24 protein-coding genes are annotated in these 25,763 nt (G+C 60.3%); 12 read left to right on the forward strand and 12 right to left on the reverse strand.

All coding sequences use genetic code 11. The annotated features are described in order from the left end of the window. Positions 1-8: 8 nt before the first annotated feature. Together BLR31_RS03610 and BLR31_RS03615 are read left to right on the forward strand one after the other, a co-directional pair. A complete protein-coding gene (locus tag BLR31_RS03610) occupies positions 9-560 on the forward strand; it encodes an NUDIX hydrolase (protein ID WP_090591632.1) in 552 nt (183 codons plus the stop codon). Positions 561-633: 73 nt separating this feature from the next. Next, complete coding sequence (locus BLR31_RS03615; RefSeq protein ID WP_090592140.1) at positions 634-1,569, forward strand: sugar phosphate isomerase/epimerase family protein; 936 nt, start codon at positions 634-636, stop codon at positions 1,567-1,569. A 72-nt stretch (positions 1,570-1,641) separates the two neighbouring features. Here the strand turns inward: BLR31_RS03615 and BLR31_RS03620 are convergent, their stop codons facing one another. Further along, positions 1,642-2,337, reverse strand: coding sequence for a GntR family transcriptional regulator (locus tag BLR31_RS03620; protein WP_090592144.1), 696 nt, complete (start codon positions 2,335-2,337; stop codon positions 1,642-1,644). A 266-nt stretch (positions 2,338-2,603) separates the two neighbouring features. Between BLR31_RS03620 and BLR31_RS03625 the strand changes: the two genes are divergently transcribed. The 5 genes from BLR31_RS03625 to BLR31_RS03645 all read left to right on the forward strand — a co-directional run bounded on the left by BLR31_RS03625 (position 2,604) and on the right by BLR31_RS03645 (position 8,646). Further along, on the forward strand, positions 2,604-3,638 hold the full coding sequence (locus BLR31_RS03625; RefSeq protein ID WP_090591635.1) for a tripartite tricarboxylate transporter substrate binding protein: 1,035 nt from the start codon (positions 2,604-2,606) through the stop codon (positions 3,636-3,638). 63 nt (positions 3,639-3,701) lie between these two features. Then, positions 3,702-4,220 (forward strand): tripartite tricarboxylate transporter TctB family protein, encoded by a 519-nt coding sequence (locus tag BLR31_RS03630; RefSeq protein ID WP_090591639.1) that lies wholly within the window; start codon positions 3,702-3,704, stop codon positions 4,218-4,220. Positions 4,221-4,227: 7 nt separating this feature from the next. Beyond that, positions 4,228-5,787, forward strand: a complete 1,560-nt coding sequence (locus BLR31_RS03635) for a tripartite tricarboxylate transporter permease (RefSeq protein ID WP_090591643.1) — start codon at positions 4,228-4,230, stop codon at positions 5,785-5,787. A 2-nt stretch (positions 5,788-5,789) separates the two neighbouring features. Further along, positions 5,790-6,251, forward strand: a complete 462-nt coding sequence (locus tag BLR31_RS03640) for a c-type cytochrome (RefSeq protein ID WP_090591648.1) — start codon at positions 5,790-5,792, stop codon at positions 6,249-6,251. 61 nt (positions 6,252-6,312) lie between these two features. Beyond that, positions 6,313-8,646 carry a DUF7133 domain-containing protein gene (locus tag BLR31_RS03645; RefSeq protein WP_090591651.1) on the forward strand — a complete coding sequence of 778 codons (2,334 nt, stop codon included), beginning with the start codon at positions 6,313-6,315 and terminating at the stop codon, positions 8,644-8,646. 146 nt (positions 8,647-8,792) lie between these two features. Here BLR31_RS03645 and uxuA read toward each other — a convergent pair whose 3' ends face one another. Continuing rightward, entirely contained in the window at positions 8,793-9,995 is a 1,203-nt protein-coding gene (gene uxuA / locus BLR31_RS03650; protein WP_176762501.1) for a mannonate dehydratase, read from the reverse strand. 156 nt (positions 9,996-10,151) lie between these two features. On the opposite strand from uxuA, the gene BLR31_RS03655 reads away from it, so the two are divergent. Together BLR31_RS03655 and BLR31_RS03660 are read left to right on the forward strand one after the other, a co-directional pair. After that, positions 10,152-11,186 carry a Gfo/Idh/MocA family protein gene (locus BLR31_RS03655; RefSeq protein WP_090591658.1) on the forward strand — a complete coding sequence of 345 codons (1,035 nt, stop codon included), beginning with the start codon at positions 10,152-10,154 and terminating at the stop codon, positions 11,184-11,186. After that, positions 11,179-12,204, forward strand: a complete 1,026-nt coding sequence (locus BLR31_RS03660) for a Gfo/Idh/MocA family protein (RefSeq protein ID WP_090591661.1) — start codon at positions 11,179-11,181, stop codon at positions 12,202-12,204. The genes BLR31_RS03655 and BLR31_RS03660 overlap by 8 nt, the downstream gene beginning before the upstream one ends. 65 nt (positions 12,205-12,269) lie before the next feature. Here the strand turns inward: BLR31_RS03660 and BLR31_RS03665 are convergent, their stop codons facing one another. The 4 genes from BLR31_RS03665 to BLR31_RS03680 form a co-directional block, all read right to left on the reverse strand. Beyond that, the gene (locus tag BLR31_RS03665; protein ID WP_090591665.1) at positions 12,270-13,025 is read right to left on the reverse strand and encodes a 3-keto-disaccharide hydrolase; all 756 of its coding nucleotides are present in this window, start codon (positions 13,023-13,025) and stop codon (positions 12,270-12,272) included. A gap of 182 nt (positions 13,026-13,207) precedes the next feature. Continuing rightward, positions 13,208-14,200, reverse strand: a complete 993-nt coding sequence (locus tag BLR31_RS03670; RefSeq protein WP_090591669.1) for a TRAP transporter substrate-binding protein — start codon at positions 14,198-14,200, stop codon at positions 13,208-13,210. A gap of 34 nt (positions 14,201-14,234) precedes the next feature. Next, the gene (locus BLR31_RS03675; RefSeq protein ID WP_090591672.1) at positions 14,235-15,500 is read right to left on the reverse strand and encodes a TRAP transporter large permease; all 1,266 of its coding nucleotides are present in this window, start codon (positions 15,498-15,500) and stop codon (positions 14,235-14,237) included. Beyond that, the gene (locus tag BLR31_RS03680; protein WP_090592147.1) at positions 15,500-16,105 is read right to left on the reverse strand and encodes a TRAP transporter small permease; all 606 of its coding nucleotides are present in this window, start codon (positions 16,103-16,105) and stop codon (positions 15,500-15,502) included. Before BLR31_RS03680 ends, BLR31_RS03675 begins: the two co-directional genes overlap by 1 nt. Positions 16,106-16,273: 168 nt before the next feature. Here BLR31_RS03680 and BLR31_RS03685 point away from each other — a divergent pair, with 168 nt between their 5' ends. After that, the gene (locus tag BLR31_RS03685; protein ID WP_090592151.1) at positions 16,274-16,996 is read left to right on the forward strand and encodes a GntR family transcriptional regulator; all 723 of its coding nucleotides are present in this window, start codon (positions 16,274-16,276) and stop codon (positions 16,994-16,996) included. Positions 16,997-17,140: 144 nt separating this feature from the next. Next, positions 17,141-18,103, forward strand: coding sequence for a dihydrodipicolinate synthase family protein (locus BLR31_RS03690; protein ID WP_090591676.1), 963 nt, complete (start codon positions 17,141-17,143; stop codon positions 18,101-18,103). A gap of 144 nt (positions 18,104-18,247) precedes the next feature. Here the strand turns inward: BLR31_RS03690 and BLR31_RS03695 are convergent, their stop codons facing one another. Further along, the gene (locus BLR31_RS03695; RefSeq protein ID WP_090591679.1) at positions 18,248-19,390 is read right to left on the reverse strand and encodes a helix-turn-helix transcriptional regulator; all 1,143 of its coding nucleotides are present in this window, start codon (positions 19,388-19,390) and stop codon (positions 18,248-18,250) included. A 224-nt stretch (positions 19,391-19,614) separates the two neighbouring features. Between BLR31_RS03695 and BLR31_RS03700 the strand changes: the two genes are divergently transcribed. Continuing rightward, complete coding sequence (locus BLR31_RS03700; RefSeq protein ID WP_143009301.1) at positions 19,615-20,058, forward strand: hypothetical protein; 444 nt, start codon at positions 19,615-19,617, stop codon at positions 20,056-20,058. Here BLR31_RS03700 and BLR31_RS03705 read toward each other — a convergent pair. The 5 genes from BLR31_RS03705 to BLR31_RS03725 form a co-directional block, all read right to left on the reverse strand. Continuing rightward, entirely contained in the window at positions 20,055-20,342 is a 288-nt protein-coding gene (locus BLR31_RS03705; protein WP_090591686.1) for a curli assembly protein CsgF, read from the reverse strand. The genes BLR31_RS03700 and BLR31_RS03705 overlap by 4 nt on opposite strands. A gap of 46 nt (positions 20,343-20,388) precedes the next feature. Beyond that, on the reverse strand, positions 20,389-20,646 hold the full coding sequence (locus tag BLR31_RS03710) for a curli assembly protein CsgF (RefSeq protein ID WP_090591690.1): 258 nt from the start codon (positions 20,644-20,646) through the stop codon (positions 20,389-20,391). Between the two features lie 22 nt (positions 20,647-20,668). After that, positions 20,669-21,298, reverse strand: coding sequence for a hypothetical protein (locus BLR31_RS03715; protein ID WP_143009302.1), 630 nt, complete (start codon positions 21,296-21,298; stop codon positions 20,669-20,671). Beyond that, the gene (gene csgH, locus BLR31_RS03720; protein ID WP_090591698.1) at positions 21,291-21,668 is read right to left on the reverse strand and encodes a curli-like amyloid fiber formation chaperone CsgH; all 378 of its coding nucleotides are present in this window, start codon (positions 21,666-21,668) and stop codon (positions 21,291-21,293) included. Before csgH ends, BLR31_RS03715 begins: the two co-directional genes overlap by 8 nt. Before the next feature lie 80 nt (positions 21,669-21,748). Then, a complete protein-coding gene (locus BLR31_RS03725; protein WP_143009303.1) occupies positions 21,749-25,708 on the reverse strand; it encodes a beta strand repeat-containing protein in 3,960 nt (1,319 codons plus the stop codon). Positions 25,709-25,763: the final 55 nt, after the last annotated feature.

Here is a 25,763-nt window from a genome sequence, read left to right on the forward strand (position 1 = left end):
CTCGTGAGATGACCGCCAGCGAATATTTTGATGATGCGCTTGAGGAATTGATCACCGGGGTCGACGATCAAGGCGAGCCCTACCCGATTGGCAAGCTCGACGCTCATCGCGCGAGCATCCGGCACAGGGCGGTGTCGATCTTCCTGTTCCGGGGCGATCAGCTGTTGCTGCAGCAACGAGCCGGTGTGAAGTATCATGCGCCTCTTCAATGGGCCAACTCGGCGTGCTCGCACCCGCGCTGGGGCGAAGACAGCAAGGCCTGCGCAAAACGCACTTTGCGGCGCGAACTCTCATTGGAAACGCCGCTGCGGTTAGCCGGCTCCATTGCCTACGACGCCCCGATCGGCACGCTCTTTGAAAACGAGGTGGTCGACTGTTTTCGTGGCGATCTAGCTCCGGATATCGAACTCGACAATTTGGGATCACCCGAAGTGGCCAACCTGAAACTCGTTTCGGTTGCGGTCCTTAATGAAGCGATTAGAACGCGGTGCCAGGACTTTGCGCCGTGGTTCCGCATCTATGTCGACCGAGGGCTGGTTCATGAGATTCTGGCAGCATGAGGGTGAGAAAGGCAGTTGCAACACTCAAGTTGGTACTCTAGTATCCTAGATGTCACAGATTGAGGAGGATGACATGAATTCACCAAAAGTGTTTGGTGCGACTTTGCTGGCGGGAGCCGGCGCGCTCGCCATGATGGCGGCGCTCACTTCCGCCCCCGCTTTCGCGCAGTCTTCGGAAATGTCCCATCTCGGCATTCCGGTCGACCGTATCGGGCTTGTCGGTTTCACCGTCCGCGACCAGCTTGGCGAAGACCCGCGCGCCACGATCGAGGCCGTCGCAGCGTGCGGCATCGAAAATATCGAATTCTCGGGCCCCGATCTCGAGGGCGACGTTCCGAGCTTCCAGGGCGTCGACGTCAACCAGATCTCAGAATTTGCCGACGAGTTCGGCTTTTCGGTGCCCTCGCTCGGGGTTAATGCCGGTGATCTGCAGGATCGACTGGATAAGGTGATCGAGGCGGCACAGGCAGTCGGTGCGAGCTATGTGCGCATCAGCGGCAATCGTCCTCAGGAGGGTGTGGCTCAAACCGAGGACGACTATCTCGCGCTCGCGGAAATCCTCAACACGGCTGGCGGACCGCTGCAGGAAGCCGGCATCACCGTGGCCTATCACAACCACGGTTGGGAGTTCGAAGACCTCGGCGATGGCCGCACCGGCATGGATGTGCTCTTGGCCGAGACCGATCCCGAAAGCGTCGCGTTCGAACTCGATCTTTACTGGTCAGAAACCGGCGGCGGCGATGCCATCGCGCTGATCGAAGATCATCCCGGCCGTTTCCCGCTGCTGCACGTCAAGGACGCCATGATGGTGACCAATGATGCGGGCGAAGAAGCGCCAACATTTGCGACCGTGGGCCAAGGCTATATCGACTTCGCCGCGATCTTCGAGCACGCCGAAACCGCGGGCACTGAATACTTCTTTATCGAAAACGATCAGCCCGATCCCGATGGGGTGACCGTTGCTTGCGAGAGCTACGACTACATGGTCAGCGCCGAAGCGCCGAACTGAGATTGCGAAGGGGCCCGACGCTCTTTCCAACCTAATGAGATGGCCGCTCTTCGGGGCGGCCATTTTTCGTTGTCAGATAATGTCCAGCGCAGAACGGACATGCTTGTCCATCCGCTTGGCGGCAAGATCGGGATCGCTCTCTTCGATTGCCTCGAGGATCCCCAGATGCTCCTCATAGGCCGTCGCCGCGCGACCGGGGATGGCGCTTTGCAGGCTGAGCCGTGCGCGATCCACATGCGTCTTGCTCGAGAGGATCAACTGCCAGGCTTCCGGAACGCCCGCGGTTTCCGCAAGCAAGGCGTGGAATGTCTCATCGACGTCAAAAAAGCCGATATAGTCGTCGCGGGCACTGAATTCTTCCTGTAGCGCCAGAATGCGCCTGAACGGCTTGGCGTCGAAGGTCTTGAGATCGGCAAGCCGACGTACGACAGCGGTTTCGAGCGCGCTGCGGCAGAACACCGCCGAAACGATTTTCCGCCGGTCGATGGGGGCGACGATCGAGCCGACCTGGGGGCGGGTTTCCACCAGCCCTTCCTTGGCCAGTTGTTGCAGCGCCGCGCGCAAAGGGGTGCGGCTGACGCCGATGACCTCGGAAAATTTGGCTTCAAAGATCGGCGTTCCCGGGGCCAGCCTGTTCTGGACAATGGCCTTGCGCATGGACTCATAGATCTGGGATGCCATGGGGCGGCTGTAGTTGAGGCGTACGTCACGCAGCGCCTCTGCGTACAGCGCCCCGATCGAATGCGTTTCTCGCGCGATTTTTGCCATGATCCCCTCTTTCAAAGCCCGGGTATGCCAGCGTCGGTCCATGCGACTGATATACCAGATAAGACTTAAGTTGTATGTTAGCGGCGGCCGGTATTCAACCACACTTGACTGCTAAAGCACGCCTGATGCAGGGGTTTTACCCAGCAGGGCGCCTTTTCCAGCGAAACGGTAACACAGGGGTTGCGGAGGTCCAAATAGGGTGTATGCTAGTATCCTAGCTGATGAGCGTAGCGCTCTTGGCGATGCTAATGCATGGGAGGAACAGCATGCTTTCAATCCGCACACTCGCTGCCACGATGGCGGTTTCCGCAGTGGCCCTTTCGGCGGCCGTCGTCAATGCACAGGAGTGGTCCCCGGATCGCCCGATCAACATCATCGTTCCCTGGGGCGCCGGTGGCGCGACCGATCAGGTCAGCCGCGTGACGGCACCGGTTCTGGCCGAGGCGCTGGGGACCGATGTTGTCGTCGTCAACCAGCCTGGCGCGTCGGGCGCGGTAGGAACTCAGGAGGTGCTCGGCGGTAATTCGGACGGCTATACCTTCTTGGGAAATGCTATTGCCGATGCGGCCACCTATTCGGTAACCGGCCTGATCGAAGGCACCTCGATCGATGATTGGCATGTCTATGTCACCGTCGCAAACGTTGCCGTCGTCAGCGTTCCCGCCAACAGCCCTTACGAAGATTTCGGCGACTTGCTTGCTGCCTTTGAGGAAGAGGGAGGCAACGTCACTGTTGCGACCGCCGGCGTCAGTTCAGCGGGCGGCACGGCAATCTCGACCATCGCTGAGGCAGGCGGGTTTGACTACAATCTGGTTGCCTATGATGGCGGCGCGGCAGCGACCGTTGCTGCGGCATCGGGCGAAGCCATGGTCACAACGCAGCTCGCCGGCGAGCAGGCCGAGCTCATTCGCGGGGGCAGGTTGCGCCCATTGGCCGTAATTTCCGAGCAGCCGCTTGAGATGGAAGGCGTCGACCCGATTCCGCCTGTCACCGAATGGCTGCCCGACGTCAATATTGCCTACCAGTATTTCGGTATCCTCGTCCCACAGGGCGTGCCTGACGATGTGGTGGCGACGCTCGATGCGATCTGGGCAGAGGATGTCGTCAATTCGGAAGCGTTGCGCTCTTACGCAATGACGGCCGGTGCGCTGTTCGACCCGGCATATGGCGACGAAGCACGCGAAATGATCGCCTCGGGAATCGTTGCTCAAGCGTGCGCCGCCGTCGAGCGCGGAGATGCCGTCAACGACCCTTCAACGATCGGGGTCGATTGCGAAGCTGGCGAAATCACACAGCAGTAATGTTGACCATGTGCTGGAGGGCGCAGGCTCTCCAGCACATTTTTGTAGTCCAGAGGCCAGGATATGACTTCCGATACAGGGCAGCAGTCCGTCAGGGATAAGGCGGACTTCATCACAGGCTTGGTCTTTGTCGTATTGGGGGCAGTGGTGTTCTACCTCTCCTATACGATGCCCCGCCTGGAAGCGCGCAATATTCACCCCACGACCATTCCCGGCCTCGTACCGATGGCGCTAGGCGCCGGGCTTTTCGTTCTCGGCGGGCTGTTGGCGGTCAAGGCGCGAAAAGGCATCGCGGGCGAATGGGAAAGCTTCTTCGCGGTGTTCCGCACCCTGGAGGTCGCGCGATCCATGGCGGCGCTTGGCCTCGTGCTCGTGTTCACCCTGGTGCTGGTCGGATCGATGCCCTTTTGGGCCGCTTCCATGATTTTCCTCTTTGCCTTCGTGGTCATGATGGAAGGGGTTCTGACCCCAACCCGAGCCTCCTGGACGAGTATCCTGCTCTGGGCCGCGCTGACTGCGGCGCTCGCCGGAAGCGCCATCTATTATCTTTTCGCCGAACTGTTCCTCGTTCGGCTTCCGTAGGTGAACCATGTTTGACGGACTCGTTTTACTGGGCCAGGGCATTGGTCACTTCCTGACGCCCGAAGGCATTTTCAACGTCATCTGGGCGACCCTTCTAGGTCTTGCGATCGGCATTTTGCCCGGCCTGACAGCGACGATGGGTGTCGCCCTTTTGGTGACGCTCACCTATGGAATGGAAACCTCCCAGGCCATTCTGACGCTGATGAGCGTCTATCTGGGATCGATCTTTGGCGGGAGCCGCACGGCCATCCTCCTCAATATCCCCGGCACGCCGGCAAGCGCCGCGACGTCTCTTGACGGCTATCCGCTGGCCCAGCAGGGGCGCGCGGGTCTCGCCATGGGGCTCGCCACCACGTCATCGACGCTTGGCACTTTGGTCGGCATATTCTTTCTGGCTCTGCTCGCGCCGCTTTTGACCGAAGTTGCCCTGAATTTCGGGACATACGAGTTTTTCTGGCTCGCCGTATTCGGTGTTGTGATTTCGGGCCAGCTCAGTGGCTCCGATACGCCGATCAAGGGATACGTCACCGGCATTCTCGGCCTGCTTGCAGCGACAGTGGGTATGGAAAGCCTGCACGCCTACCAGCGCTTCACCTTCGGAATTCCCCAGCTTGGCGCCGGCATCGACATCATACCAGCCATGGTGGGTGCGTTCGGGCTAGCTGAAATTCTGTCTCAGATCAAGCGCCAGCCGACCCTGCTGACGAGAACGGTTACAGACCGCGTAGTGCCGACATTGAAGGAAGTTTTTCAATATTGGAAAACGATCATCCGGTCGGGCGTCATCGGGACCTTTGTCGGCATTATCCCCGGCGTTGGCGAAGATGTGGGCGCATGGTCGTCCTATGCTGCAGCCAAGCGCTTTTCCAAAAAACCCCAGGAGTTTGGCAAGGGCAGCCAGGAAGGCTTGATTGCTGCTGAGACTGGCAACAACGCGGTCGTTTCCGGCGCGATGATCCCCACGCTCACGCTCGCATTGCCGGGCTCTGCAGCAGCCGCGGTCCTCATCGCAGCGATGTATATCCACGGGGTCCGTCCTGGACCGATGCTGATGATCGAGAACGCGCCGTTCCTCTATCAGGTCGTGGGCATGCTGTTGCTCGCGACGCTGGCCAATCTGGTGTTCGGTCTTACGCTGACCAAGCTGTTCATCAAGATCGTTTCGATCCCCCAGGATCGCCTTATGGCGGTGATTGCGGTGCTCTGCGTGGTGGGGTCGTTTGCGATCACCCAGCGCATGTTCGACGTCTATGTGATGCTTGGCTTTGGCGTAATTGGCTTTCTCCTGCGGGAGATGCGGTATCCGATGGCGCCCTTGGTGCTCGGGATCGTGCTTGGTGACCTGCTCGACAGCAATTTACGGCGCGGCCTGGGTCTGACCAACGGTGATTGGACGCCGTTCTTTACTCGCCCGATCAGCTTGGTGCTGTTCCTCATCGTCGCCGTGACCATCGTGCTGAGCATACCGCCAATAAGCCGCGGGTTGGGCAGGCTTTTGGCCAATCTGACCCGGCGCAAGACAGTTACAGAACCATCCGTCCCCGACGGCCCTCGACCAAAGGAGTAGATATGTCCATTTACCGCAACCTCGGTGGGGTGGCGCTTGCCGCGTTTTGTCTCGTGTCTCTGCCTATCGCAACATCGCTGGCCCAGGACGCTGAGCAGGAAAGCGAGGCCGTTCAAGAGGACGGCGACGCCGCCGAACTGAGCCCCATCACTTTCACAGCGCCTCAGGCGATTGGTGGTGGCGGAAATTATGCGCGCTCATGCGCTTCCTGCCACGGGGCCGAGCTGGAGGGCTCTGCGGGCCCGGCGCTGTCGGGAGCTAATTTCTCCTGGCTCGACCGGTCCGTCGCCGACTTGCACGCCTACATCCAGGACCTGATGCCTGCCGACGCACCGGGCAGTCTCTCGGACGCACAGGTCTCCACGATCATCGCCTTCATGGCGCAAAAACAGGGCATGGAAGCGGGCGACGAACCGATCTCGACCGATCCTGCAGACCTGGAATCGGTGAGGTTCGGCCAATAGCCGCCGCCAATCCGCATTGCGGCCCTCCCCCGTGGCCGCACCTTTTGGAGGAGTGAGAAAAATGAAATCGACACTAAGACGTTTCGGCTCGGTTGTGGCGCTGTCCACACTGACCTGCTCGCTGATGGCAGGCACCGCGCTGGCCCAGCAGAGCCAGGAATGGCCTCCGGAGTTTCAACCGCTGCCGGATTATTTCGGCTATATGGAACCCGAGGAATCGCTCGAGACCTTTACGCTCCCGCCCGGCTACCAGATCGATCTCGTCGCCTCCGAACCCCTGCTCGGTGATGGCATCGTCATGCAATGGGACTATCAGGGCCGGCTCTGGGTCGTCGAAACGACCTTCATGCTGAACCTTGAAGATCTCACCAGCGCCGAGCCCAGCAGCTCGCTCGTGATCCTCGAGGACACTAACGGCGACGGCGTCATGGATGAGCGCAAGGTGTTTGCCGAAAATCTCGTCCTGCCCCGTTCGCTGCTGATCCTCGAGCCCGGCAAGGTGATCCTGGGCGAGTCTCCCAATATCTGGTTGCTCGAAGATACCGACGGCGACGACGTCGCCGACGTAAAGGAGCCGATCACAGAAGGCAATTACGGCGCGCTGGGCGGCTCGATCGAGCACAATCCCAACGGGATGTTCTGGAACATCGATAACCGCATCTACAACGCCTATCTGGACGAAGTGTACCAGTGGAATGGCGAAGGCTTCGACGTCGACCGTGGCATCTCGATCGCGCAATGGGGCGTTACAGCCGACGATGAGGGCCGCATCCTGCGCCAGGGCAATTCGGCCGCGCCATCGATGAGCTATGTTGCCGACTATTATTATGGTCGCAGTTCGATCTTCACCCGCAACCGCGGCAATCACGAATGGATCGGCGGGCAATCGCGCGATGCAAATCGCGTTTGGCCCATCCGTCCCACGCCGGGCATCAACCGCGGCTATGTCGATGGCACGCTCGATGAGAATGGCGCCATGATGGAATTGACATCCGCCGGCGGCGCCGCTGTCTATCGCGGCACGGCGCTCGGCGCTTCGGACTATGGCAACGTCTTTGTGCCAGAGCCCGCTGGCCAGCTCGTGACGATGAGCACGCTTCAGGACTCAGGCGCCGGCATCTATTTGCGCAAGGCCTACGAGCAGGGCGACTTCCTGACCTCGACCGAAGAGCGCTTCCGCCCCGTCTTCACGCAGGTGGGACCGGATGGTGCGCTTTACGTGCTTGATCTCTATCACGGCATCGTCCAGGACGCCGTGTTCATGAGCAACTACCTCAAGGATTGGGTCGACGAGCACGATCTTGGCAATACTCATGGCGTCAACGGACGTATCTACCGCGTCAGCCACGAGGACGGTGAAGCCTCCGAGATCATGGATCTCACCCAGATGTCGCCAGAAGAACTGGTGGGCCTGCTCGAGCACGACAACGGTTGGTACCGCGACCACGCTCAGCGCTTGATCGTCGTACAGCAACAGGCCGACGCCGCGCCCGCGCTTGTCGATCTGTTCAATTCCGACGCGGATGATGTCGCACGTCTTCATGCGCTGTGGACGCTCGATGGCCTCGATGCGCTCGAAGCCGAGCACGTCGTTTCCGCCCTTGGTGACGCGAATGCGGAAATCCAGACTGCAGCGCTTAGGGTGTCGGAATCCTTCCTGAGCGATGGCAATCAGGAGGTGATCGACGCCTTCCTTAACCTGATCGGGAATACGCAAAACAAGTGGCAGGTCCAGTACCAGCTTGCCGCCTCGGCCGGCGAACTCGACGACGCCAATCGCCTCGATGCGATAATCGACATCATCGACACCTATGGTGAAGACTATATCGCTCTGGACGCGGCGTTGAGCGGAGTGCCGGACGAGCAGGTATCCGAACTTCTCACGATGCTGTTCGATATCGAAAATGGCAGCACGGGCATCGGCAATGCGATAACCACAATCGCCTCAGGTCTGACGCAAGTCGGTTCTGCCGACGAAGTCTCGGCAATGCTTGAAGCAGTTGGTGCCGAGGATCGTCCGGCCTGGCAGCGCGACGCAGCGCTTCTGGGCATGGAAGTCATACTTGCAGGCGTGTCCGATCCCGGTCTCGCACCGGCATTGCCCCGCAGCAATACGGGTTCGTGGACTGTCGGCGATTTGGGTGAACGCGCCTTTGCGGACTTCAACGCCGAGGTCAACGCCGCCGACGCGGCCGCGCAGGCCGAGCTTGCCGAACAGCGTGCTGCCAATGCCCCGCAGCGCCCTGAATCGGCAATGTCCGATGTTGACGGCGTACCCATGCTGGCACTTGAGGCGGCACCCGAAGGCTTCCTGGCTTTGCAGGACGATGAAGACCTTTCGGGTCGCATCGCCGGCATCACAGCCTTGATGACATGGCCCGAGGCCAACCAGTAACGTCCTCCCTGACGTCACGCAGAGAAAGAGGGGCCACGGCCCCTCTTTTGTGTTGTCGCGATGTTGGCTTTGCCAGCTTAATGTTTGGAGCAGACTGGCCGATCAGCTTGGCGAAGAAATCGGCGCGATCGATAGGACCCCCGAGGTCAGTTCGATGCCGCCAGGGCGTGCATCACGCCGCGTAATTCGGCCAGGCCCTTGAGGCGGCCAACGGCGGGGTAGCCCGGTCGCGCACCACGCGCCGCATCATCGAGCAGATCGTGTCCATGATCGGGGCGCATAGGGATTTGCCAGTCGGCCCGACCTTCGTCGCGCCGCCGCTCCTGTTCGCGCAGCAAGGCTCCGACGACGGCAACCATGTCGACATTGCCATGGAGATGGTCGTCCTCGAGAAATCCGGTCGGCGTACCCTTGTGATAGGTCGTGACGTTGCGCAGATGGCAGAAGGCGATTTTAGACCCCAGACGATCTACAAATCCGGGCAGGTCGGCGTCATCGCGCGACCCAAGCGATCCGGTACAGAACGTGATGCCGTTTGCGGGACTATCGACGGCCTCGACCATAAGTCGGTAATCGTTTTCCGTTGACGCGACCTTCGGCAGGCCCAGCAGCGAGAAGGGGGGATCGTCCGGATGGCAGCATAGCCGGAGGCCAAGCCGCTCAGCTGTGGGCACGACAGCTTCGAGAAAATCGAAATGGTGGCGGCGAAGCTGTTCTGAACTGACCCCGCTGTAGCGATCGAGTTGGCGCCGCAGGGTTTCGAGGGTCCAGCTTTCGACCGCCCCTGCCAGGCCGGCGATGATGGCGTGACTGAGCTCGTCCTTTTGCGCCTCGCTCATCTTCTGCGCGTGCCGGGCGGCCTCGCGAACAATGTCTTCGCGATAGTTACCCGCGGCGTCAGGCCGGGCCAGAATATGGATATCGAATGCGGCGAACTCGGCGAGGTCGAACACCATTGCAGTGCCACCATTGGGGAGGATTTGCCGGTGGTTGGTGCGCGTCCAATCTAGGATGGGCATGAAATTGTAGCACACCGTCTCAAGCCCTGCGGCGGCGAGATGCTCGAGGCTGGTTGTCCAGTTTGCGACGTGCTCGCGCCAGTCGCCGGTCTGTGTCTTGATCGCCTCCGAGACGGGAAGACTTTCAACGACATCCCAATAAAGCCCGGACTTGGCGCCATTGGCGGCAAAGCGGGTTTCGTGCAGGCGCGTTTCGATGTCTTCGGGCGTCCAGATCGCGCCGGGCGGGATGTGATAAAGCGCGGTGACGATACCTTCGGCGCCTGCCTGATGCGCGTCACGCAGGCTCACCTTGTCGTCGGGGCCGAACCAGCGCCACGTCTGCCGCATCAGTCTTTTCGTCACGCGATATCCTCCGTATTCCGCTTCGTGGAAAGGCTCAGCCTTGTCTGACTTCTCGATGTAGGATACTAGAATACATATTGCAGATGATGTGCCATGGCAAGCACGCTCGTCGGGCCGAAATTGCCGTATCGGGAGAGATTGATGTTAGGTGTTGCGATCGTTGGCGTTGGCATGGTGGCAGGCATTCACGCCCGCGCCTTGCAGGATCTTGGGGACATCGCGCAGGTGCGCGCAGTCTATGACCGTGATCAGGAACGGCTCGAAGCTTTTTGTAAGAAATGGGACCTCCCGGGTGCGACATCGCTCGAGGAGATTTTGGCCAAACCCGATATCGATGTGGTGATCGTGCTCACGCCCCCCAATGCCCGGCGCGATATCGTGGCAGCGGCGGCAGCGGCACAAAAGCACATCTTGCTCGAAAAGCCCTTGGCAACGGACAGCGCGGCTGGGCGCGAGCTTGTCGATCTTGCCGAGAGCGCTGGTGTCACGCTTGGCGTTATCTTCCAGCACCGCTATCGCGAGGCATCCCAGTGGCTGAAGACGCTTGTGGAGTCGGGCAAGCTCGGCGCGCTCGGCATTGCCCAGGTGAACGTGCCCTGGTGGCGTCCGCAATCTTATTATGACGAGCCGGGTCGGGGGACATACGCGCGTGACGGCGGTGGCGTCCTGATCAATCAGGCTATCCACACCCTCGATCTCCTACAGGTCTATACCGGCCCGATCGCCGAAGTCATGGCCATGATGGGGACCTCTGCGCTGCACCAAATGGAGGCCGAGGATTTCGTTGGTGCCGGCATCAGGTTCGAGTCCGGCGCATTGGGTTCGATTGTCGCGACGACGGCGGCCTATCCGGGCGGGGCGGAAACCATTGAGCTGGGCTTTGAGAATGCCGCCGTCCATCTCGGCTCGGGGACGGCGACCGTCTCCTATCATGACGGCACGGTTGACAGTTTCGGCGAACCCGCCGCTACCGGTGGTGGCGCCGACCCCATGGCCTTCCCTCATGACTGGCACGCATCCGCGCAACGCGACTTTCTCGAGGCGGTGCGCGATGGGCGCCAGCCGGGCGCGACCGGCGCGGAGGCGTTGAACGTCCATCGGCTGATCGATGCTCTGGTGCTTTCGTCGAGGGAACGTCGGGCCGTAACGCTCAAGGAGGTGGCCGACAATGGGTAACGCTGACGTCGTCATCGGCGTTGTGGGCATCGACCATCGCCACATCTACGGCATGCTGTCGGGCATGCTCGATGCAGGAGCGCGCTGCAAGAAATGGTGGACCGAGGGCGAACCGCAAACCCTACAGGGCTTTGAAAAGCGCTTCGATACCGTCCCCCGCGCGGCCGACCGCAGGGAACTTTTCGAGGATCCGGAAATCAATCTGATCCTGATCGCCGCGCCGCCGCACCAACGTGCCGATCTTGCCATCGAGGCCATGGAGCATGGCAAGGATGTGATGCTCGACAAGCCGGGCTGCATCTCGTTTGCCGAACTCGAGCGCATCAAGGCGGTTGTCGAGCGCACCGGGCAGATATGGTCGGTGGATTTTTCCGAGCGGTTCGAAGTTCCCGCCTCCATCAAGGCGCTGGAACTCGTGCGTGGCGGCGAGATCGGCGAGGTGGTTCAAACACTCGCCGTCGGTCCCCATCGGCTCAATCGGGCTACGCGGCCCGACTGGTTTTTCGATAGCGCGCTCTATGGCGGCATTCTCGGTGATATCGGTACTCATCAGATCGATCAGTTTCTGACGTTTACCGGATCTCAGGATGCCGAAATCGTTGCCGCGAGCGTGGGCAATTTCGCAAACCCGAACGATGAGAATTTTCAGGATTTCGGCGAAATCCTGCTGCGCAGTGACATCGCGCGCGGCTATGCCCGTCTCGACTGGTACACGCCCGATGCGCTGCCCAACTGGGGGGATGGACGCCTGATGATCTTGGGTACCGAAGGCTATATCGAGCTGCGCAAATACGTCGATATCGAAGGCCGGCCCGGCACAGACCATCTGTTCATAGTCAATAACAAACGCTCCGACTACATCGACTGTTCGGGCATCCCCCTCACATATTTCAAGGATTTGGCGACCGACGTCCGCGAGCGCACCGAAACGGCCCTCACATTCTCCCATGCCTATACGGTGACGCGCCTTGCCCTCGAGGCTCAGCAATTTGCCGAACGCAACGCCTCCGGCAAGTAACACCAGCGCAGGTAGATGCGGAAAGGCCCGGGTTCATCTCCCGGGCCTTTCTCTTTAGAAGGGTCCTAGAGAGGACGGACCCAGATGTTGCGGAAGTCGACATCGGCATTGTGGTCCTGGAGCCGGATCGGGTCGCAGCCGTGCTCGGTATATGTCGGATATCCCACCCAGGCGGTCGTGCCCTGCACCTGCGCGTGGTTTTGAACCACGACGCCATTGTGCAGCACGGTCATATATGCGGGTTTGCGCACTGAACCATTTTCGCCAAAGATCGGTGCTTCGAAAATGATGTCATAGGTCTGCCATTCGCCTGGAGCGCGCGAAGCATTCACCAGCGGTGCGTGCTGCTTGTAGATCGACGCCGCCTGTCCGTTCACATATGTCGGGTTGTCGATGCTGTCGAGAATCTGGACCTCGTAGCGATCCTGGATCTTGACCCCACTATTGCCGCGATCCTGCCCGTCATAGCCCTCGGTGTCTTCCGATACGCGCCACTCCATATGCAGCTGAATGTCACAAAACCCCTCGCTGGTTATGATGTCGCCTGTCCCGCGCGCGACCGAAAGGACGCCGTCCTCGACAGTCCATTCAGCAGGCCCGCCATTTGCCGACTCCCAGGCGTCCAGGTTTTCACCGTCAAAAAGCGCAATCGCATCGGACGGAATGGCGCCGTCAGGAGCATCCACTTCCGCAGGAATCGGCTCCCAGACCTCGGTCACCTGAGATTGCACATCTCGTGGAATATCGATTTCCTGACTGATCGCGCCCGTGCTGACCAAAACGGCGGCTACGCTCGCAGTAATCACATTCACATACCGCATCCGGTTTCTCCTTCTCCACAAACAAAGCGTCCGCACCGTAGCATTAGTATACTAGAATGCAAATTCTTCGCGGCTGAGAAGATTGTGCCATCTGGATATGTGAGTTCGGCCACTTACCCACCGGCCGCATGTTCAGTAGTTCGCTGGCGGAAAAAAGGGGCGCACAGGGCGCCCCTTGAAACTTAGAGCTCCGCACTCGCCGCGCGCAGTCCGGGCAGATTGGGCGCCAAAGCGTTCCACTTCTCATCATAGCGCGCAATCAGGTCCTCGACATCGGTTGCACTCACGGTGCTGATCGCGATGCCCGATCCTTCGAAGTTTTCGATCAGCTGCGGCTCTTCGGCCACTAAACCGTCGATCTGGGCGTCGAGCGCCGCGCTGGTGGCCGTCGCGATGATTTCGCGGTCGGCTTCCGACAAACCCTGCCATACGCGCCCGGAAACCAGGGCCACAACAGGCATGAACAGCGCGTCCATGCGCAGCATTGACTGGGACACCTGATCAAAGCGTTGGTTCCAGGAAAATTCGAGATCGGCCTCGAGCCCATCGACCTGGCCGTTGGCCATTGCATCGTACACTTGCGGCGTGGGCAGCGGTGTCGGTGCGGCGCCCAGCATTTCGTAAAAGTCCCGGAATGCGGGCGTTGTGTGGGTCCGAAGCTTGAGGCCAGCCAGGTCGGCAACCGTTTCCACGGGACGGGACGAAAAGACCGAGCGCATGCCGGTGATGCCCCAACCGAGGCCGACCGTGCCGGTTTCGGCAGGCAGCAACTCGAGAAGCTGAGTGGCAACAGGGTGGCGAATGAGGCTGGGTATCTGCGCTGTGGACTGGACGAGATACGGCGCGTTGATCGCGGCGATCTGCGGCACGCGGGTGCCCAGTTCGGCGGTCTGCAGCCATCCAAAATCCAGGGCTCCCGACTGCAATTGCTGGAGCATCGCAGCCTCGGTGCCCAACTGGCTGGCGTGGAAGACAGTCACCTCGATCCGGCCATCGCTGGCTTCCGTCATCAGTTCCCCTGCGGCGAGGGCCGCGTCGTTCCACGAATGCCCCGGAGGCGTAGCGATGCCCAGCCGGAAGCTGTGATTCTGGGCCAGAGCCAGATTGGGTGTAAATAATGTTGCACCGGCAGCGGCGGAACTGGCGGCGAGAAAACGCCTGCGATTGAGTTTCATTTCATTTCCCCTTTGGTTGAGTGTGTTGGCCCCGTCAGCGCGACAGGACTGTCGAAAAGAACGGAAACACGGACAGGATGACGAGTATGGCGACGGTGACGAAGAAGAACGGCAAGGTCACGATAAAGAGCCGCGATGGCTTGACCCCCGTCACTGCGGAGGCGACGTAAAGACAAAGCCCCACCGGTGGCGTCATGAATCCCAGGACCAGATTGACGACGACGACCACGCCGAAATGGAAGGGGTCGATGCCATAGATTTCGGTCGCGATCGGAAGCAGGATTGGAACGGTCATGATCAGCGCCGGAGCGCCGTCGATCACCGTGCCGATCAGCAAGAGGATCAGATTGACCAGCAGCATGAAGCTGATCGGATCGGTTGCCACGGTCTGGATCCAGGCCGCCACCTGCTGCGGCACGCGACCATAGGTCAACACCCACGAAAACACGCCCGCAGCCGCGACCAGAAATAAGATGATGGCGGAATACCCCGCAGCACGCATCAGGATGCGGGGCATGGCCGAAACCTTGAGGTCGCCCACCCACAGCCAGCCGATGAGGAATGCGGCCAGTGCGCCGACGGCGGCAGCCTCTGTCGGGTTTGCGAACCCGCCCATGATCGATCCGACGATTACAAAGGGAATGAGCAGCGTCGGCAAGCCATCGCGCACGGCACGCAGTCGCGCGGGGAAAGGCTGTGGCTCGTTGACGGGGTAGGGATAAAACAGTCCCAGGATCGCGATGAGAACCAGAAACGATCCCGCCAGCATCAATCCCGGAACCAACCCCGACAAGAGCATGTCTCCAACCGAGATCTGAGCCAGTACGCTATAGACGACGAACATGATCGAGGGCGGAATGATCGGCCCCAGGATGCCTGAATAGACGGTAAGCCCGGCTGCGAAATCGCGCCGATACCCCTGCCGTTCCATCTCTGGCACCATGACCCGCGACATCACGGCGACCTGCGAGGAGGCCGATCCCATGATGGACGCCACGAACATATTGGCCACCAGGTTGACATAGGCCAGCCCGCCACGCAGCGACCCGACGAAGGCTAGCGCCATGCGAACGATGCGACCGGTGATGCCGCCTTCGTTCATGATGTCACCGATCAGGATGAACAACGGAATGGCGATCAGTCCGTAATTGCCGGCGCTGTCGAACATTTGGGTAGGATAGGAGGCAAAAAGCAGCGTATTGCCTTCTGCATAAAGGAAGATGATCGCTGCGATGCAAAGGCAGATGCCGATCGGCGCACCCACCAACATGGCAAAGAAAAATGTTGCCCCGGTCCACATCAGACGGCCTCCTCTTCAAATCCGGACGTAACAGTCCGTTCGATCAAACCGATTTCTTCAAAGAGATTGGCGATGGCATGGATGACGAGGCACACGGCAAACAGCGGAATGGTCATCATCACCGCCCAGCGCGGCCACTGCAGGGTCTGGGTGTATTCGGTGTAGAGAAAGTTGAACGAGGTGCCGGCAAAGGCGCGTGCATCAAAGCCTGCCGCCGCGATCCCGATCGGGTCGGCCCAGATCCAGCTCATCCAGCCAAGAGCGATGCCGAACGCAATGATCAGGACGATCGACCCCGATCGAATGATCGGCCCCATCCAAACTGGCGCGTTGTCGGCCAGAAATGTCACGGCAAAATCGAGCTTGAGCCGGGACATGGCCGAGGTGCCGATAAAGGCCAGCCAGACCATCACGAATACCGCCAGCTCGTCGATCAAATAGATTGGCGTGCCGACATAGCGGGTGATGACATTGGTCAAGATGATTAAGGCCAGCGCCAGAAGCAGGGCGGCGGCCGCCCGCAATTCGATAAACACCAGCCCGTTCGAAAACGCCGCCCAGAAGCGAACCGGCGCCGGCGCTGCATGTGATGAACTGGCTGTCATAGACGCTCCCTCGCTCGTCATCCACTGCCGCCCATTCCCCCGAAAAGATGGCAAGGCATGACGCTAACAAGTTGCATTCACGTTGTCGACAAATAAAATAACGACAGTACTCATTCTTTTTTGCGTCGCCGCAAGCTATGCATATTCAACGCGATGGAGACCGGGGCGATGAAGCAGACATCGAAGGACAAGGCGAATGGGGAGCAACTGGGTTACCGCCGGGGCTCAGGCGTTGGCCACGTCTATGAAACCTTGCGCAATGAGATCGTCGAACTTCGCCTCGCCCCGGGCGCGCCTATAGACGAGGTGCAGTTGGCCGAGCGCTTTTCGCTCTCGCGGACGCCGATCCGCGAGGCGTTGGTGCGACTGGTCGGCGACGGTCTGGTCACGACTTTGCCCAATCGGGCGACCATCGTCGCCAATATCGACTTTCTCAACCTGTCCCATTTTTTCGATGCGCTGACTTTGATGTATCGGGTGACGACGCGTCTGGCCGCTGCCAATCACGGCTCTGGCGATCTCGAAGCGATCGCCACGCATCAGGAAGCCTTCGCAAGGGCCGTCGAGGCCCGCGACGCGATGAGCATGATTTCAACCAATCGCGACTTCCACCGCGCCATCGCTATTGCCGGCCGCAACCGATATTATATCGACCTCTTCACCCAGCTCCTCGATGAGGGACGGCGTATCCTGCGGCTCTACTATTCATCCTTCAACGACGAGTTGCCCCGCCGCTACGTCACCGAACATGAGGACCTCCTTGCCGCAATCAAGGCGCGTGACGTCGCATTAGCGGATCAGTTGGCCCAAGCCCATGCCGACCAGATCGTGCGCCAGATCAAGGGGCTCATCACTGCCGATTCCAACGTCAACACTGCGTTGGCGCTGTGAGGTTTGGAACGATGAGGAAAATAATCAGACCTGCCTGCAATTTTTGTCGACAAAAAAAATACAAGTGCTATTTTGACTGCATGCACTTGGCTACCTCGCGTAGCCGTAAACGCTTTGACCTCTGTTGATGCAAGGACGACACTCGTGACCCAGACCATATTCTCCGGCTGCATCCCGGCTCTGATGACGCCATGCACCAACGACCGGGCGCCTGATTTCGATGCGCTTGTTAAAAAGGGCAAAGACCTGATCAATGCCGGTATGTCCGCAGTGGTTTACTGCGGCTCGATGGGTGATTGGCCACTCCTGACCGACGCGCAGCGCATGGAAGGCGTTGAGCGCTTGGTTGCAGCCGACATTCCGGTGATCGTGGGCACCGGCGCCATCAACACCGGCTCGGCGGTCGCTCTGGCTGCTCATGCCCAGAAGGCCGGCGCCAAGGGCTTGATGGTCATCCCGCGGGTTCTTTCACGCGGCACATCGTCCGCTGCGCAGCGCCATCACTTCAAAGCAGTTCTCTCGGCAGCGCCCGATCTGCCCGCCGTGATCTACAACAGCCCCTACTACGGGTTTGCCACGCGCGCCGAACTCTTCTTCGCTTTGCGTTCCGAGCACAAGAACCTCGTTGGCTTCAAGGAATTTGGCGGCGCGGCCGATCTGACCTATGCCGCCGAGCACATCACCAGCCAGGACGACAGCGTCTCGCTGATGATCGGGGTGGACACCACTGTGTTCCATGGCTTTGTCAATTGCGGAGCCACCGGCGCGATCACCGGCATTGGCAATGTCCTGCCCAAGGAAGTGCTTCATCTGTGCGCACTGTCACGCGCCGCCGCCAAGGGCGATCCTGATGCGCGCCAGCGTGCGCTTGAACTCGACAGCGCGCTGGCCGTGCTCTCGTCGTTCGACGAAGGCGCAGACCTGGTGCTCTATTATAAATATCTCATGGTGCTGAAGGGAAATCCCGAATTCTCGCTGCATTTCATCGAAACCGACGAACTCAGCGCCAGCCAGCGCAATTACGCCAAGGCCCAGCTCGAACTGTTTGATGCGTGGTATGCCAAGTGGAGCCAGCAAGGCGGCGCGGCGAGCCAATACGCTGCGTGAACTGATCTCATGGCGGGATCGCCTCGGGGCGGCGCCAATGCGCTGGCCCCTTTTGGTTTGGCACGTCCTTGAGACGCGCGCCGAATCTTTCAGCCGGTCTACTAAACCGACTTTGAGACCGCGGATCCTAAGGCGGCATTTTGCCTAGATCCGCTTTGGTGCGGCAAAGATCCCAACCAGTTCTTTCTGGCTCGACGTGCCGGTCTTTTCCAGCAGTGACGCGACCTGATTACGCACTGTATGGATGGACGTGTTCCTGTCAGCCGCCAGTTCTTTCAAGCCCTTGCCCTGGACAAGCCCGCTAAGCACTGCGGCTTCGGCCGGGGACAGGCCAAACCGCGCCTGAGCGGCCTTGAGCATTGGCTGCGAGGAGGAAATGGAGATGATGACCGCTGCGTGGGAGCGGGTGCCCATGAGCTGGTGCATGGTCTGGCGCCCTTGTGTGCCAAGCGGGATGGCGCGCAAATATCCTGATGGCGTCAGATCGTCGATCGGGACGGCGATGCCATCGCCGAAATCGGAGCTTCCCGCCGCTGCCTTGGCCACAGCCTCTTGAATGAAATTCGAGCCCGCCTGATGGTTCATCATCAGCGAGCCGCCGAAATCGAGCGTGAGGACGCCCCCATCGAACAGGGCGCGTGCCTGGCGGTTGACCTCGAGCGGACGCCCCTGTTCGTCAAGGACGAGAAAGGCGGCACGCGCCTCTTCCATGAAGGTCTCTAGGATCGAGGCCTTGTTGGCCACACGGTGAGCACTCTGATTGAGGCGCAGCGAACGCTGCATATGGGGAACGATCAGCTCGACCACCGCCATCAAATCGTCTGTCGATGGTTCCGCCTTGGCGCGCGGCAACAGGGCGCTGAAGGTGATGATGCGGTGTTCCTTGTTGGACAGAACCGCCAGCCCGCCCGCATTGAGCTCGCCTTGTGGCTTGAGCCACTCCGTATAGAACTTTGAGCGCTCGAGCACATTGGGTGGGACGAGTTCGTCCATCCGCAGCGACGCACCCTCAGGTTTGACGCGCAGGGCCTCGATGAGAATGTTGTGTTGATCGTGATGCTGCTTGTAGCTGGCCCATGCAGCGTCGTCATGGCCGGAATAATAGGCGCCGAGGTTGCGGTTGGTGACCAGATCGTGGCTTGCGATGCAAGCAAAGGCCCCGAAGGCTGCGTGAAACCAGTCGCATACGGTCTGCCATTCGTCGGGCGCGAACGCCGCGTCATACACCGCGTCCATGAGGACGTTAACCGGTGCGGTGTTCGACGAAAAGGCTGCAGCAGAACGCATATAATCTTTTATTCCTTGCCCGGATGACGCGGCGCAGGGCCAGAGGCTCACGATCGATCCATCCCGATTGCGGGGATGGAAGCGTGGTACGGGCGTCGCGTCATTCAATTGCGTAAAATTTTATAGTTTGTCGTATCCAAGTTGAAACCACGTCAATTTGGATCAATTTAATTCGTTTAGGTCATCCTGCAGTCAACTTAGAACAAATAGACAGGCAGGCACCAATGAAAACTCTCCTCGCTTCAGTTCTTCTTTCAAGTTTGGCTAACGCTGCTTACGCATCGCCAGCCTATATACAGCAGTCACCCTTTCTGGACGCGGCGCCCGCGCTGACCATCGACATGGTCGACTTCTCCTCCATCGCTGCCCACGTCGACGAGGTGATGCGTCCCCTCTCCCAGGGGAACCTGCCGGCCGCGACGGTCATCCAGACCGGCCTGTTCAACCAGGCCGACATCACCCAAACGGGAACCGACAATCTCGGCCTCATCGTCCAGCGCGGCACGGCCAACTCGGCGTCTCTGCTGCAGGGCGGCAGCCGCAATATCGGCTTCGTCCAGCAAGTTGGCTATGGCAACGCCGCTGCGCTCACCCAAGTAGGGTCTGGCCACAATGCCTTCATCTCGCAGCAGGGTCGCGGCAACGTCGCCGTCGTGCGTCAATACTAGTTCGCCCCTTCCGCGCCCGGCCCGCCGGGCACTTCAGGCAGCTCGATCGGGTTGGGATTGGGCTGCAATATGCCCCCGAAGTCGGGAAAATCGATAACAAAGCTCGGGGAGGTGCCACCGCCACCTTCCGATTGCGCCGTCGCCTGGGAGATGAGCCAATTTCCATTGAGAGGGTTGCCCCCGAACGATGGATTGATGGGCTCATAGACGAGGGAAGAGGCCATGGCCGGGGCGCCGGTCAGCGCCAGCGCGCCCATGCATCCCAGGATCATCAATGTTCTCATTGTCGTATCCTTTCCGCCGGCAGGACGAAGCCTGCGCGCCGCTCGATTATTCTTCAGCCGTTGCGTCATCTTCATCGACCGGCTGCTCGCCGCCGCCGATCAGACCTAGATCGGGGAAGTCGATGGCAAAGCTGGGCGCGCCGGCGCCCGGTGTCTGCGCCGTCGCCTGGGACAACAGCCACGCGCCATTGAGCGGATCGCCGCCGAAAGACGGGTTGACCGGCGCGTAAACCATGGACGAAGCCATGGCGGGTGCACTGACGAGAATGGCGGCTGTCGCCAGAGAAATCCGTGAGATTTTCATTTTTGCCTCCGATGGCATCGAATTATTTGTCGAAGATGTACATGCGGCCAGGGACGATCACGACCACGTGGTTCTGCAGGCCGCCGATGCCGGTGGGCATGAGATAGCTGCCCGATGCCTGCGTCTGGACGGCCAGCACGGATGAATTGACGCCGCCCACGCTGATGGCGCCGGCAAGGTCGTTGCCGGCCTGGATATAGGCGACTTCGTTGCTGTTTCCCTCGACCCCGACCATCTGCAGATTGTCGTTGCCGATGCTCGCCTGCAGGACGGTGTTGTTTTCGCCACCCTGGTGGAGCAGCAGGGCATTGCCATTGCCCACCATCGCCTGGACCGCGCGATTGTTGGTGCCGGTCTGGTTGATGTAGGAGAGGTTGGAATTGCCCGTGATGCCCGACTGGGCGAACAGATCGTCGCCAAGCTGATTGATCATCGTCGTGTTTGGCGCGCCTTCGGATGTGAAAGGCGAAAGAGCCGACTTCACGCTCTCGAGCAGCGCGATGCCACCCTCGGTGACCGGCACGTCGTACCAACCAGGCGCCGGCTGGTCGTAAAGGCTGATGATGTCGTCGCCGAGGGCGACCGATACGGTCAGCGCAATGGCCGCGAGCCCGGCGCCGAGCGCCTGCATCATTTTGGAAAATCTAACCATGCATTCCTCCCGAATGGCTGGTCGAACGCTGGACCAGATGATTGGCTGGGTGGCTGACCTCGATCGAGCACAGCGCCACGCCATGTGCATCGGTAACCTCGAAACCGGCTTCGATGTGTGCGCCGGTACCGAGCGTGACGGTTGGGCCATGGACCCGACCCGCGAAAAACCTGTTCGCCTGGCGTGTCACGGACCGTCCGCCATTTGAAACCGAGGTGACCACGAAGCTGTATTCGCCTTCGACATCCTCACCGGCCAGAAAGATCGGCTGCAGGGTCGTCGTTTCGTTGGAAGCCATTTCGATGGCGCAGCGCGTGACACCTGTTGCCAGGACATCGGCTTCGAAGCTCAGGACTTCGGACGCGACCATCAATGCTACCCCCAGTATCGCAATCACCGTTCAAACCTTTTGAGGATGCCGCGCGGGAGAACCCGCGCGGCGCAGTTTGCTTAGTTGCCCTGAACCACGGCAGCCATGTTGCCCTGGCCCCACTGGACCACGGTGGCCGCATTGTGAGCGCCCGACTGGATGACAGCGGCGCGGTTGGCCTGGGCGAGGGTGTCGCCGGTGCCGACCTGGAAGACGTTGGCCGTCTGGCTTTCGCCGCCCTGGAGGACCAGGGACGCGCTGTAGGAGCCGAATTGGACAACATTCGCTTCATGACCGCCGGCTCCGCCCTGAAGGATCGCAGCCGTCGAATGATCGGCCGAGGTCAGAATGGTAGCGGCATTGCCATTGCTCGACTGGGCGATAAAGGCGCCGTTGTCGCTGCCCGCCTGAACCGTGAGCGCGGTGTTCGCCGATCCGGTCTGGATCGTGATGGCACCATTGCGGTCACCGATCTGAGCGGTGGTCGAGAGGTCAGCGGCGGCAACCGAGAGACCTCCAAGGCCATCTGCCAACAGCGTTTCAAGGCTGATCGTGCCCGTCTGGCTGGTGGACGAGAAGTTGCCGTTACCGATCTGGATGGTGCCGGCGGCGACAGCCACTGCAGCTTCCTGATTGGTGAGGGCGACGTTTCCATTGCCCGACTGAACGGTAGCGGCGAGCGCACCGACGGTCAGTTCCTGGCTCTGGAGGGCAAAGTTGCCGTCTTCGAGCTGGACGATGCCGGCCAGCGAGGCGATCGCACCGGTCTGGCTGTTGATGGCAAAGTTGTCGTCACCGAGCTGAACGATACCTGCAGCCGAAGCGACGGTCGGGATCGAGAATTCGCCAAGCGGATTGGTGCCACTTACGGATGTCTCCGTGGATGCGCTTTCTTGGCTCCAAGAGCCAAATAGGCCCAGGAAACCCGCCGGCGTATATTCAGCCCAATACGCAGTCTGCGTTTGGCTGATGGTACCCTCGCCCGGCATGATCAGCTTGCCTGCTTGCGCATTGATCGCAGTATTGCTCTCGCCGACCTGCACGACCACTGCCATCGCAGCCTCTGCCGGAGCATTTCCGCTGCCGGATATCTCCGAGTCGGCGCCCGCTAGGCCCACACGGAAGCCCGCGATCTCGGTTGTGAGATCAAAATCGAGCATAGACAGGCCGTAAGTAACGGTCTGCTCTTCGCCCTGCACGTTGAAGGCATTATTGCCCGAACCCACCTGAACGATGGCAGCAAGGACATCCGAGCTTTCGTTCTGCTGCAGGTTCGCACCCACGTTGCCGACACCGAACTGGCCGATGAACGCCGTGGCGTCTTCGACGTCGTTCTGGGTGTTGAAGGCAAGGTTGAAGCCGCCGGCCTGGATAGTCGTCGCGGAGCTGCCGTCAGCCTCTGTCTGGCTGTTGGCGGCGCCATTGCCGACGCCGACCTGAACGATCAGCGCATCAGCACCTGCGGTCTCGCCCTGGACGTTGCCGGCCCAGTTGAAGCCACCGATCTGGAAGATGTCGGCGGAAAGGTTCGAACCATTGGACTGGACGTTGCCTGCGTTGTTGTTGACGCCAGCCTGGAAGATGGCGGCATCGACGCTCGCAACGTTTTCGACCTGAACATTGCCACCGGCATTGTTGGCGCCGATCTGCGTGACCCGGGCGGTGTTGCCCACGCCATCAGTCTGGAAGTTGGCACCCGTGTTGTTGAGGCCGTATTGGGCCACGACAGCTTGGTTGCCTTCGCCGCCATCCTGAACGTTCAGACCAGTGTTGTCGGCGCCGACCTGCAGCACGTTCGCGACCAAAAGCTCGCCCTCGGACTGGAGATTGGTGCCATCGTTGAACGCACCGATCTGTTCGATGCCAGCGGCGTTGGTGGCGCCATCGGCCTGAACGTTGGTCGCTGCGTTGTCGAGACCTATCTGGTTCACGCTGGCGTGGAGGTCCGTACCGCCCGTCTGCGTGTTGCTGGCTTCGTTCAGAGCGCCCGCCTGTGTGATGCCAGCGAGACCGTTGGAGCCATTGGTTTGCGCGTTGGCGGCTTCGTTGCCGAAACCGTACTGCACAATGCTGGCTTCGGCATCCGTGCCACCGGCCTGAGCATTCGAAGCGGTGTTTGCGACACCGTACTGCGCGATACCGGCAGCAAGATTTGATCCGCCAGTTTGCGCATTCTCGGCCAGATTGAAGGCACCGAATTGGTCGCTGCCAGCATCGTTCCCGATACCGTCGGTCTGCGCATTGCTCGCCTGATTCATAAGGCCGACCTGGTTGACGCCAGCGTCGTTGCCGAGCGCAGCGTTGCCGCCATTGGTCTGTGTGTTGGTAGCGAAGTTACCGGCGCCAGCCTGTGAAATCGCGGCTGTGGCCGAGTAGGGGTTGGTCTGTGTGTTGGTGCCTACGTTTCCAGCGCCAAACTGCTCAATGCTGGCGACGCCCTGGGCGGCACGATCCTGTTCGTTGGCCGCGATATTGCCGACGCCGACCTGTGCGATCGTTGCCTGGTTGTCGGTGTTGAAATGCGCGGGCGAGCCGGGCAGGTTGGTCTGGGCGTTGGACGCCAGGTTGCCGACGCCGATCTGTGTGATATCCGCCGACAAGTCGGCGCCGCTATCCTGTGCGTTGGATGCAGCGTTGAAGGCACCGAACTGGGCGACGTTGGTATCGCTCGTGGTCGTGCGCCACTGCTCATTCTCCGCGGCATTGCCGACACCGGCCTGAACAATGTTGGCCGTGTTCTGTGTCTGCGGCGCAGAGTGATTATTTGAGGATTGATCGTTGGTCGCTACGTTGCCCAGGCCGAACTGTGCGATCTCGGCCGAGTTCGAAGTGAAAGTGGGCGAGCCGCTTCCCTGAAGAACCTGGCTATTAGTCGCCTGATTGGCTGCGCCGACCTGAAGGATCGAAGCATCGTTACCGAGATCATTGCTGACGGCCTGATTGCCGCCACGCTCGGAATAATTGCTGGCCTGATTGCCAATACCGAACTGAGCAATTTCCTTCTCATGGCCAGTGCCGCCGTTGTTGGCGTTCTCGGCTTCGTTGCCTGCGCCGACCTGGAGAATTTCGCTCGAATTCGCGCGTCCATCATTCTGCAAATTCGTACCGGTGTTGCCGATGCCGAACTGTGCAATGTCCGCCTGGTTCAAACGATTGTCGTTGCCGCCATGGAATGTGCCGGTCTGCGAATTGATAGCCTGATTGGCGACGCCAACCTGATTGATCGAGGCCGTGTTGTCGTGATTTACGCCAGTCGATTGCGTGTTCGACCCAACGTTGAACGCGCCGAACTGCGTGACGGATGCGTCGAGCTCCGTGCCGCCCGTCTGGGTGTTCGAGGCGATGTTGCCAGCGCCCTGCGACCAGATGCTGGCATCGGCGTCGGGAGCGTTGGTCTGGCTGTTGACGCCGAAATTGCCGGCGCCGAGCTGGACGATGGCCGAATCGGCATTAGCCGAGCTGTCCTGAGCGGACACTGCGAAGTTGGACGTGCCGCCCTGGAAGATGCGGCCGATCTGGTCTGCACCCTGCTGGTTGTTGAAGGCGATGTTGCCGAAGGCTTCCGAGCCGTTAATCTGGATGATGCCGCCGTCGTTGCCTTCGCCGTTCTGGATGTTGCTGGCGAGGTTGTAGTTACCGCCCTGGAAGACCGCGCCGCGGTTGTCCACGCCGGTCTGACGGAATTGGCCGACAGCGTTGCCATTGCCGAACTGGGCGATGGCGCCGACATTGTCTCCGGACTGGTGGAGATTGCCGCCAACGAAGTTGTTGCGGCCCATCTGATAGACGCCGAGCTCGTTGGTGCCCTGTTGTGCAACGCCGTTCAAGCCGGGTGCGTAGGGCAGGAACACGTTGCTCTCGCCATACTGGTAGATGAATCCGGTGTTGCCGGCGGCAGGGCCGGCGGCGATCTGAACGAGGTAGGCCAGGTTGTTTTCGTTGTACTGGCCCACATAGGCCGTGTTCGACGTTTGCGCCAGGGCGCCGCTGGCGCTCAAGGCAGCCAAGGCCACGCCGGCCATAAGAGTATATCGGGTCATGATGCCCTCCGAATGAATCCCCACATAGAGGGGCGTACCCCTCCCTCAAGCCCCA

Source organism: Pelagibacterium luteolum (assembly GCF_900100665.1).
Classification (GTDB): domain Bacteria; phylum Pseudomonadota; class Alphaproteobacteria; order Rhizobiales; family Devosiaceae; genus Pelagibacterium; species Pelagibacterium luteolum.

Coding starts and splice junctions, on each gene's coding strand:
- BLR31_RS03685 (WP_090592151.1), top strand. CDS start 16,274: ATGAAGCAGACATCGAAGGACAAGGCGAATGGGGAGCAACTGGGTTAC.
- BLR31_RS03715 (WP_143009302.1), bottom strand. CDS start 21,298: ATGGTTAGATTTTCCAAAATGATGCAGGCGCTCGGCGCCGGGCTCGCG.
- BLR31_RS03680 (WP_090592147.1), bottom strand. CDS start 16,105: ATGACAGCCAGTTCATCACATGCAGCGCCGGCGCCGGTTCGCTTCTGG.
- BLR31_RS03705 (WP_090591686.1), bottom strand. CDS start 20,342: ATGAGAACATTGATGATCCTGGGATGCATGGGCGCGCTGGCGCTGACC.
- BLR31_RS03675 (WP_090591672.1), bottom strand. CDS start 15,500: ATGTGGACCGGGGCAACATTTTTCTTTGCCATGTTGGTGGGTGCGCCG.
- BLR31_RS03710 (WP_090591690.1), bottom strand. CDS start 20,646: ATGAAAATCTCACGGATTTCTCTGGCGACAGCCGCCATTCTCGTCAGT.
- BLR31_RS03640 (WP_090591648.1), top strand. CDS start 5,790: ATGTCCATTTACCGCAACCTCGGTGGGGTGGCGCTTGCCGCGTTTTGT.
- uxuA (WP_176762501.1), bottom strand. CDS start 9,995: ATGCGGCAGACGTGGCGCTGGTTCGGCCCCGACGACAAGGTGAGCCTG.
- BLR31_RS03665 (WP_090591665.1), bottom strand. CDS start 13,025: ATGCGGTATGTGAATGTGATTACTGCGAGCGTAGCCGCCGTTTTGGTC.
- BLR31_RS03625 (WP_090591635.1), top strand. CDS start 2,604: ATGCTTTCAATCCGCACACTCGCTGCCACGATGGCGGTTTCCGCAGTG.
- BLR31_RS03635 (WP_090591643.1), top strand. CDS start 4,228: ATGTTTGACGGACTCGTTTTACTGGGCCAGGGCATTGGTCACTTCCTG.
- BLR31_RS03615 (WP_090592140.1), top strand. CDS start 634: ATGAATTCACCAAAAGTGTTTGGTGCGACTTTGCTGGCGGGAGCCGGC.
- BLR31_RS03655 (WP_090591658.1), top strand. CDS start 10,152: ATGTTAGGTGTTGCGATCGTTGGCGTTGGCATGGTGGCAGGCATTCAC.
- BLR31_RS03695 (WP_090591679.1), bottom strand. CDS start 19,390: ATGCGTTCTGCTGCAGCCTTTTCGTCGAACACCGCACCGGTTAACGTC.
- BLR31_RS03630 (WP_090591639.1), top strand. CDS start 3,702: ATGACTTCCGATACAGGGCAGCAGTCCGTCAGGGATAAGGCGGACTTC.
- BLR31_RS03645 (WP_090591651.1), top strand. CDS start 6,313: ATGAAATCGACACTAAGACGTTTCGGCTCGGTTGTGGCGCTGTCCACA.
- BLR31_RS03620 (WP_090592144.1), bottom strand. CDS start 2,337: ATGGCAAAAATCGCGCGAGAAACGCATTCGATCGGGGCGCTGTACGCA.
- BLR31_RS03610 (WP_090591632.1), top strand. CDS start 9: ATGACCGCCAGCGAATATTTTGATGATGCGCTTGAGGAATTGATCACC.
- BLR31_RS03725 (WP_143009303.1), bottom strand. CDS start 25,708: ATGACCCGATATACTCTTATGGCCGGCGTGGCCTTGGCTGCCTTGAGC.
- csgH (WP_090591698.1), bottom strand. CDS start 21,668: ATGGTCGCGTCCGAAGTCCTGAGCTTCGAAGCCGATGTCCTGGCAACA.
- BLR31_RS03700 (WP_143009301.1), top strand. CDS start 19,615: ATGAAAACTCTCCTCGCTTCAGTTCTTCTTTCAAGTTTGGCTAACGCT.
- BLR31_RS03660 (WP_090591661.1), top strand. CDS start 11,179: ATGGGTAACGCTGACGTCGTCATCGGCGTTGTGGGCATCGACCATCGC.
- BLR31_RS03670 (WP_090591669.1), bottom strand. CDS start 14,200: ATGAAACTCAATCGCAGGCGTTTTCTCGCCGCCAGTTCCGCCGCTGCC.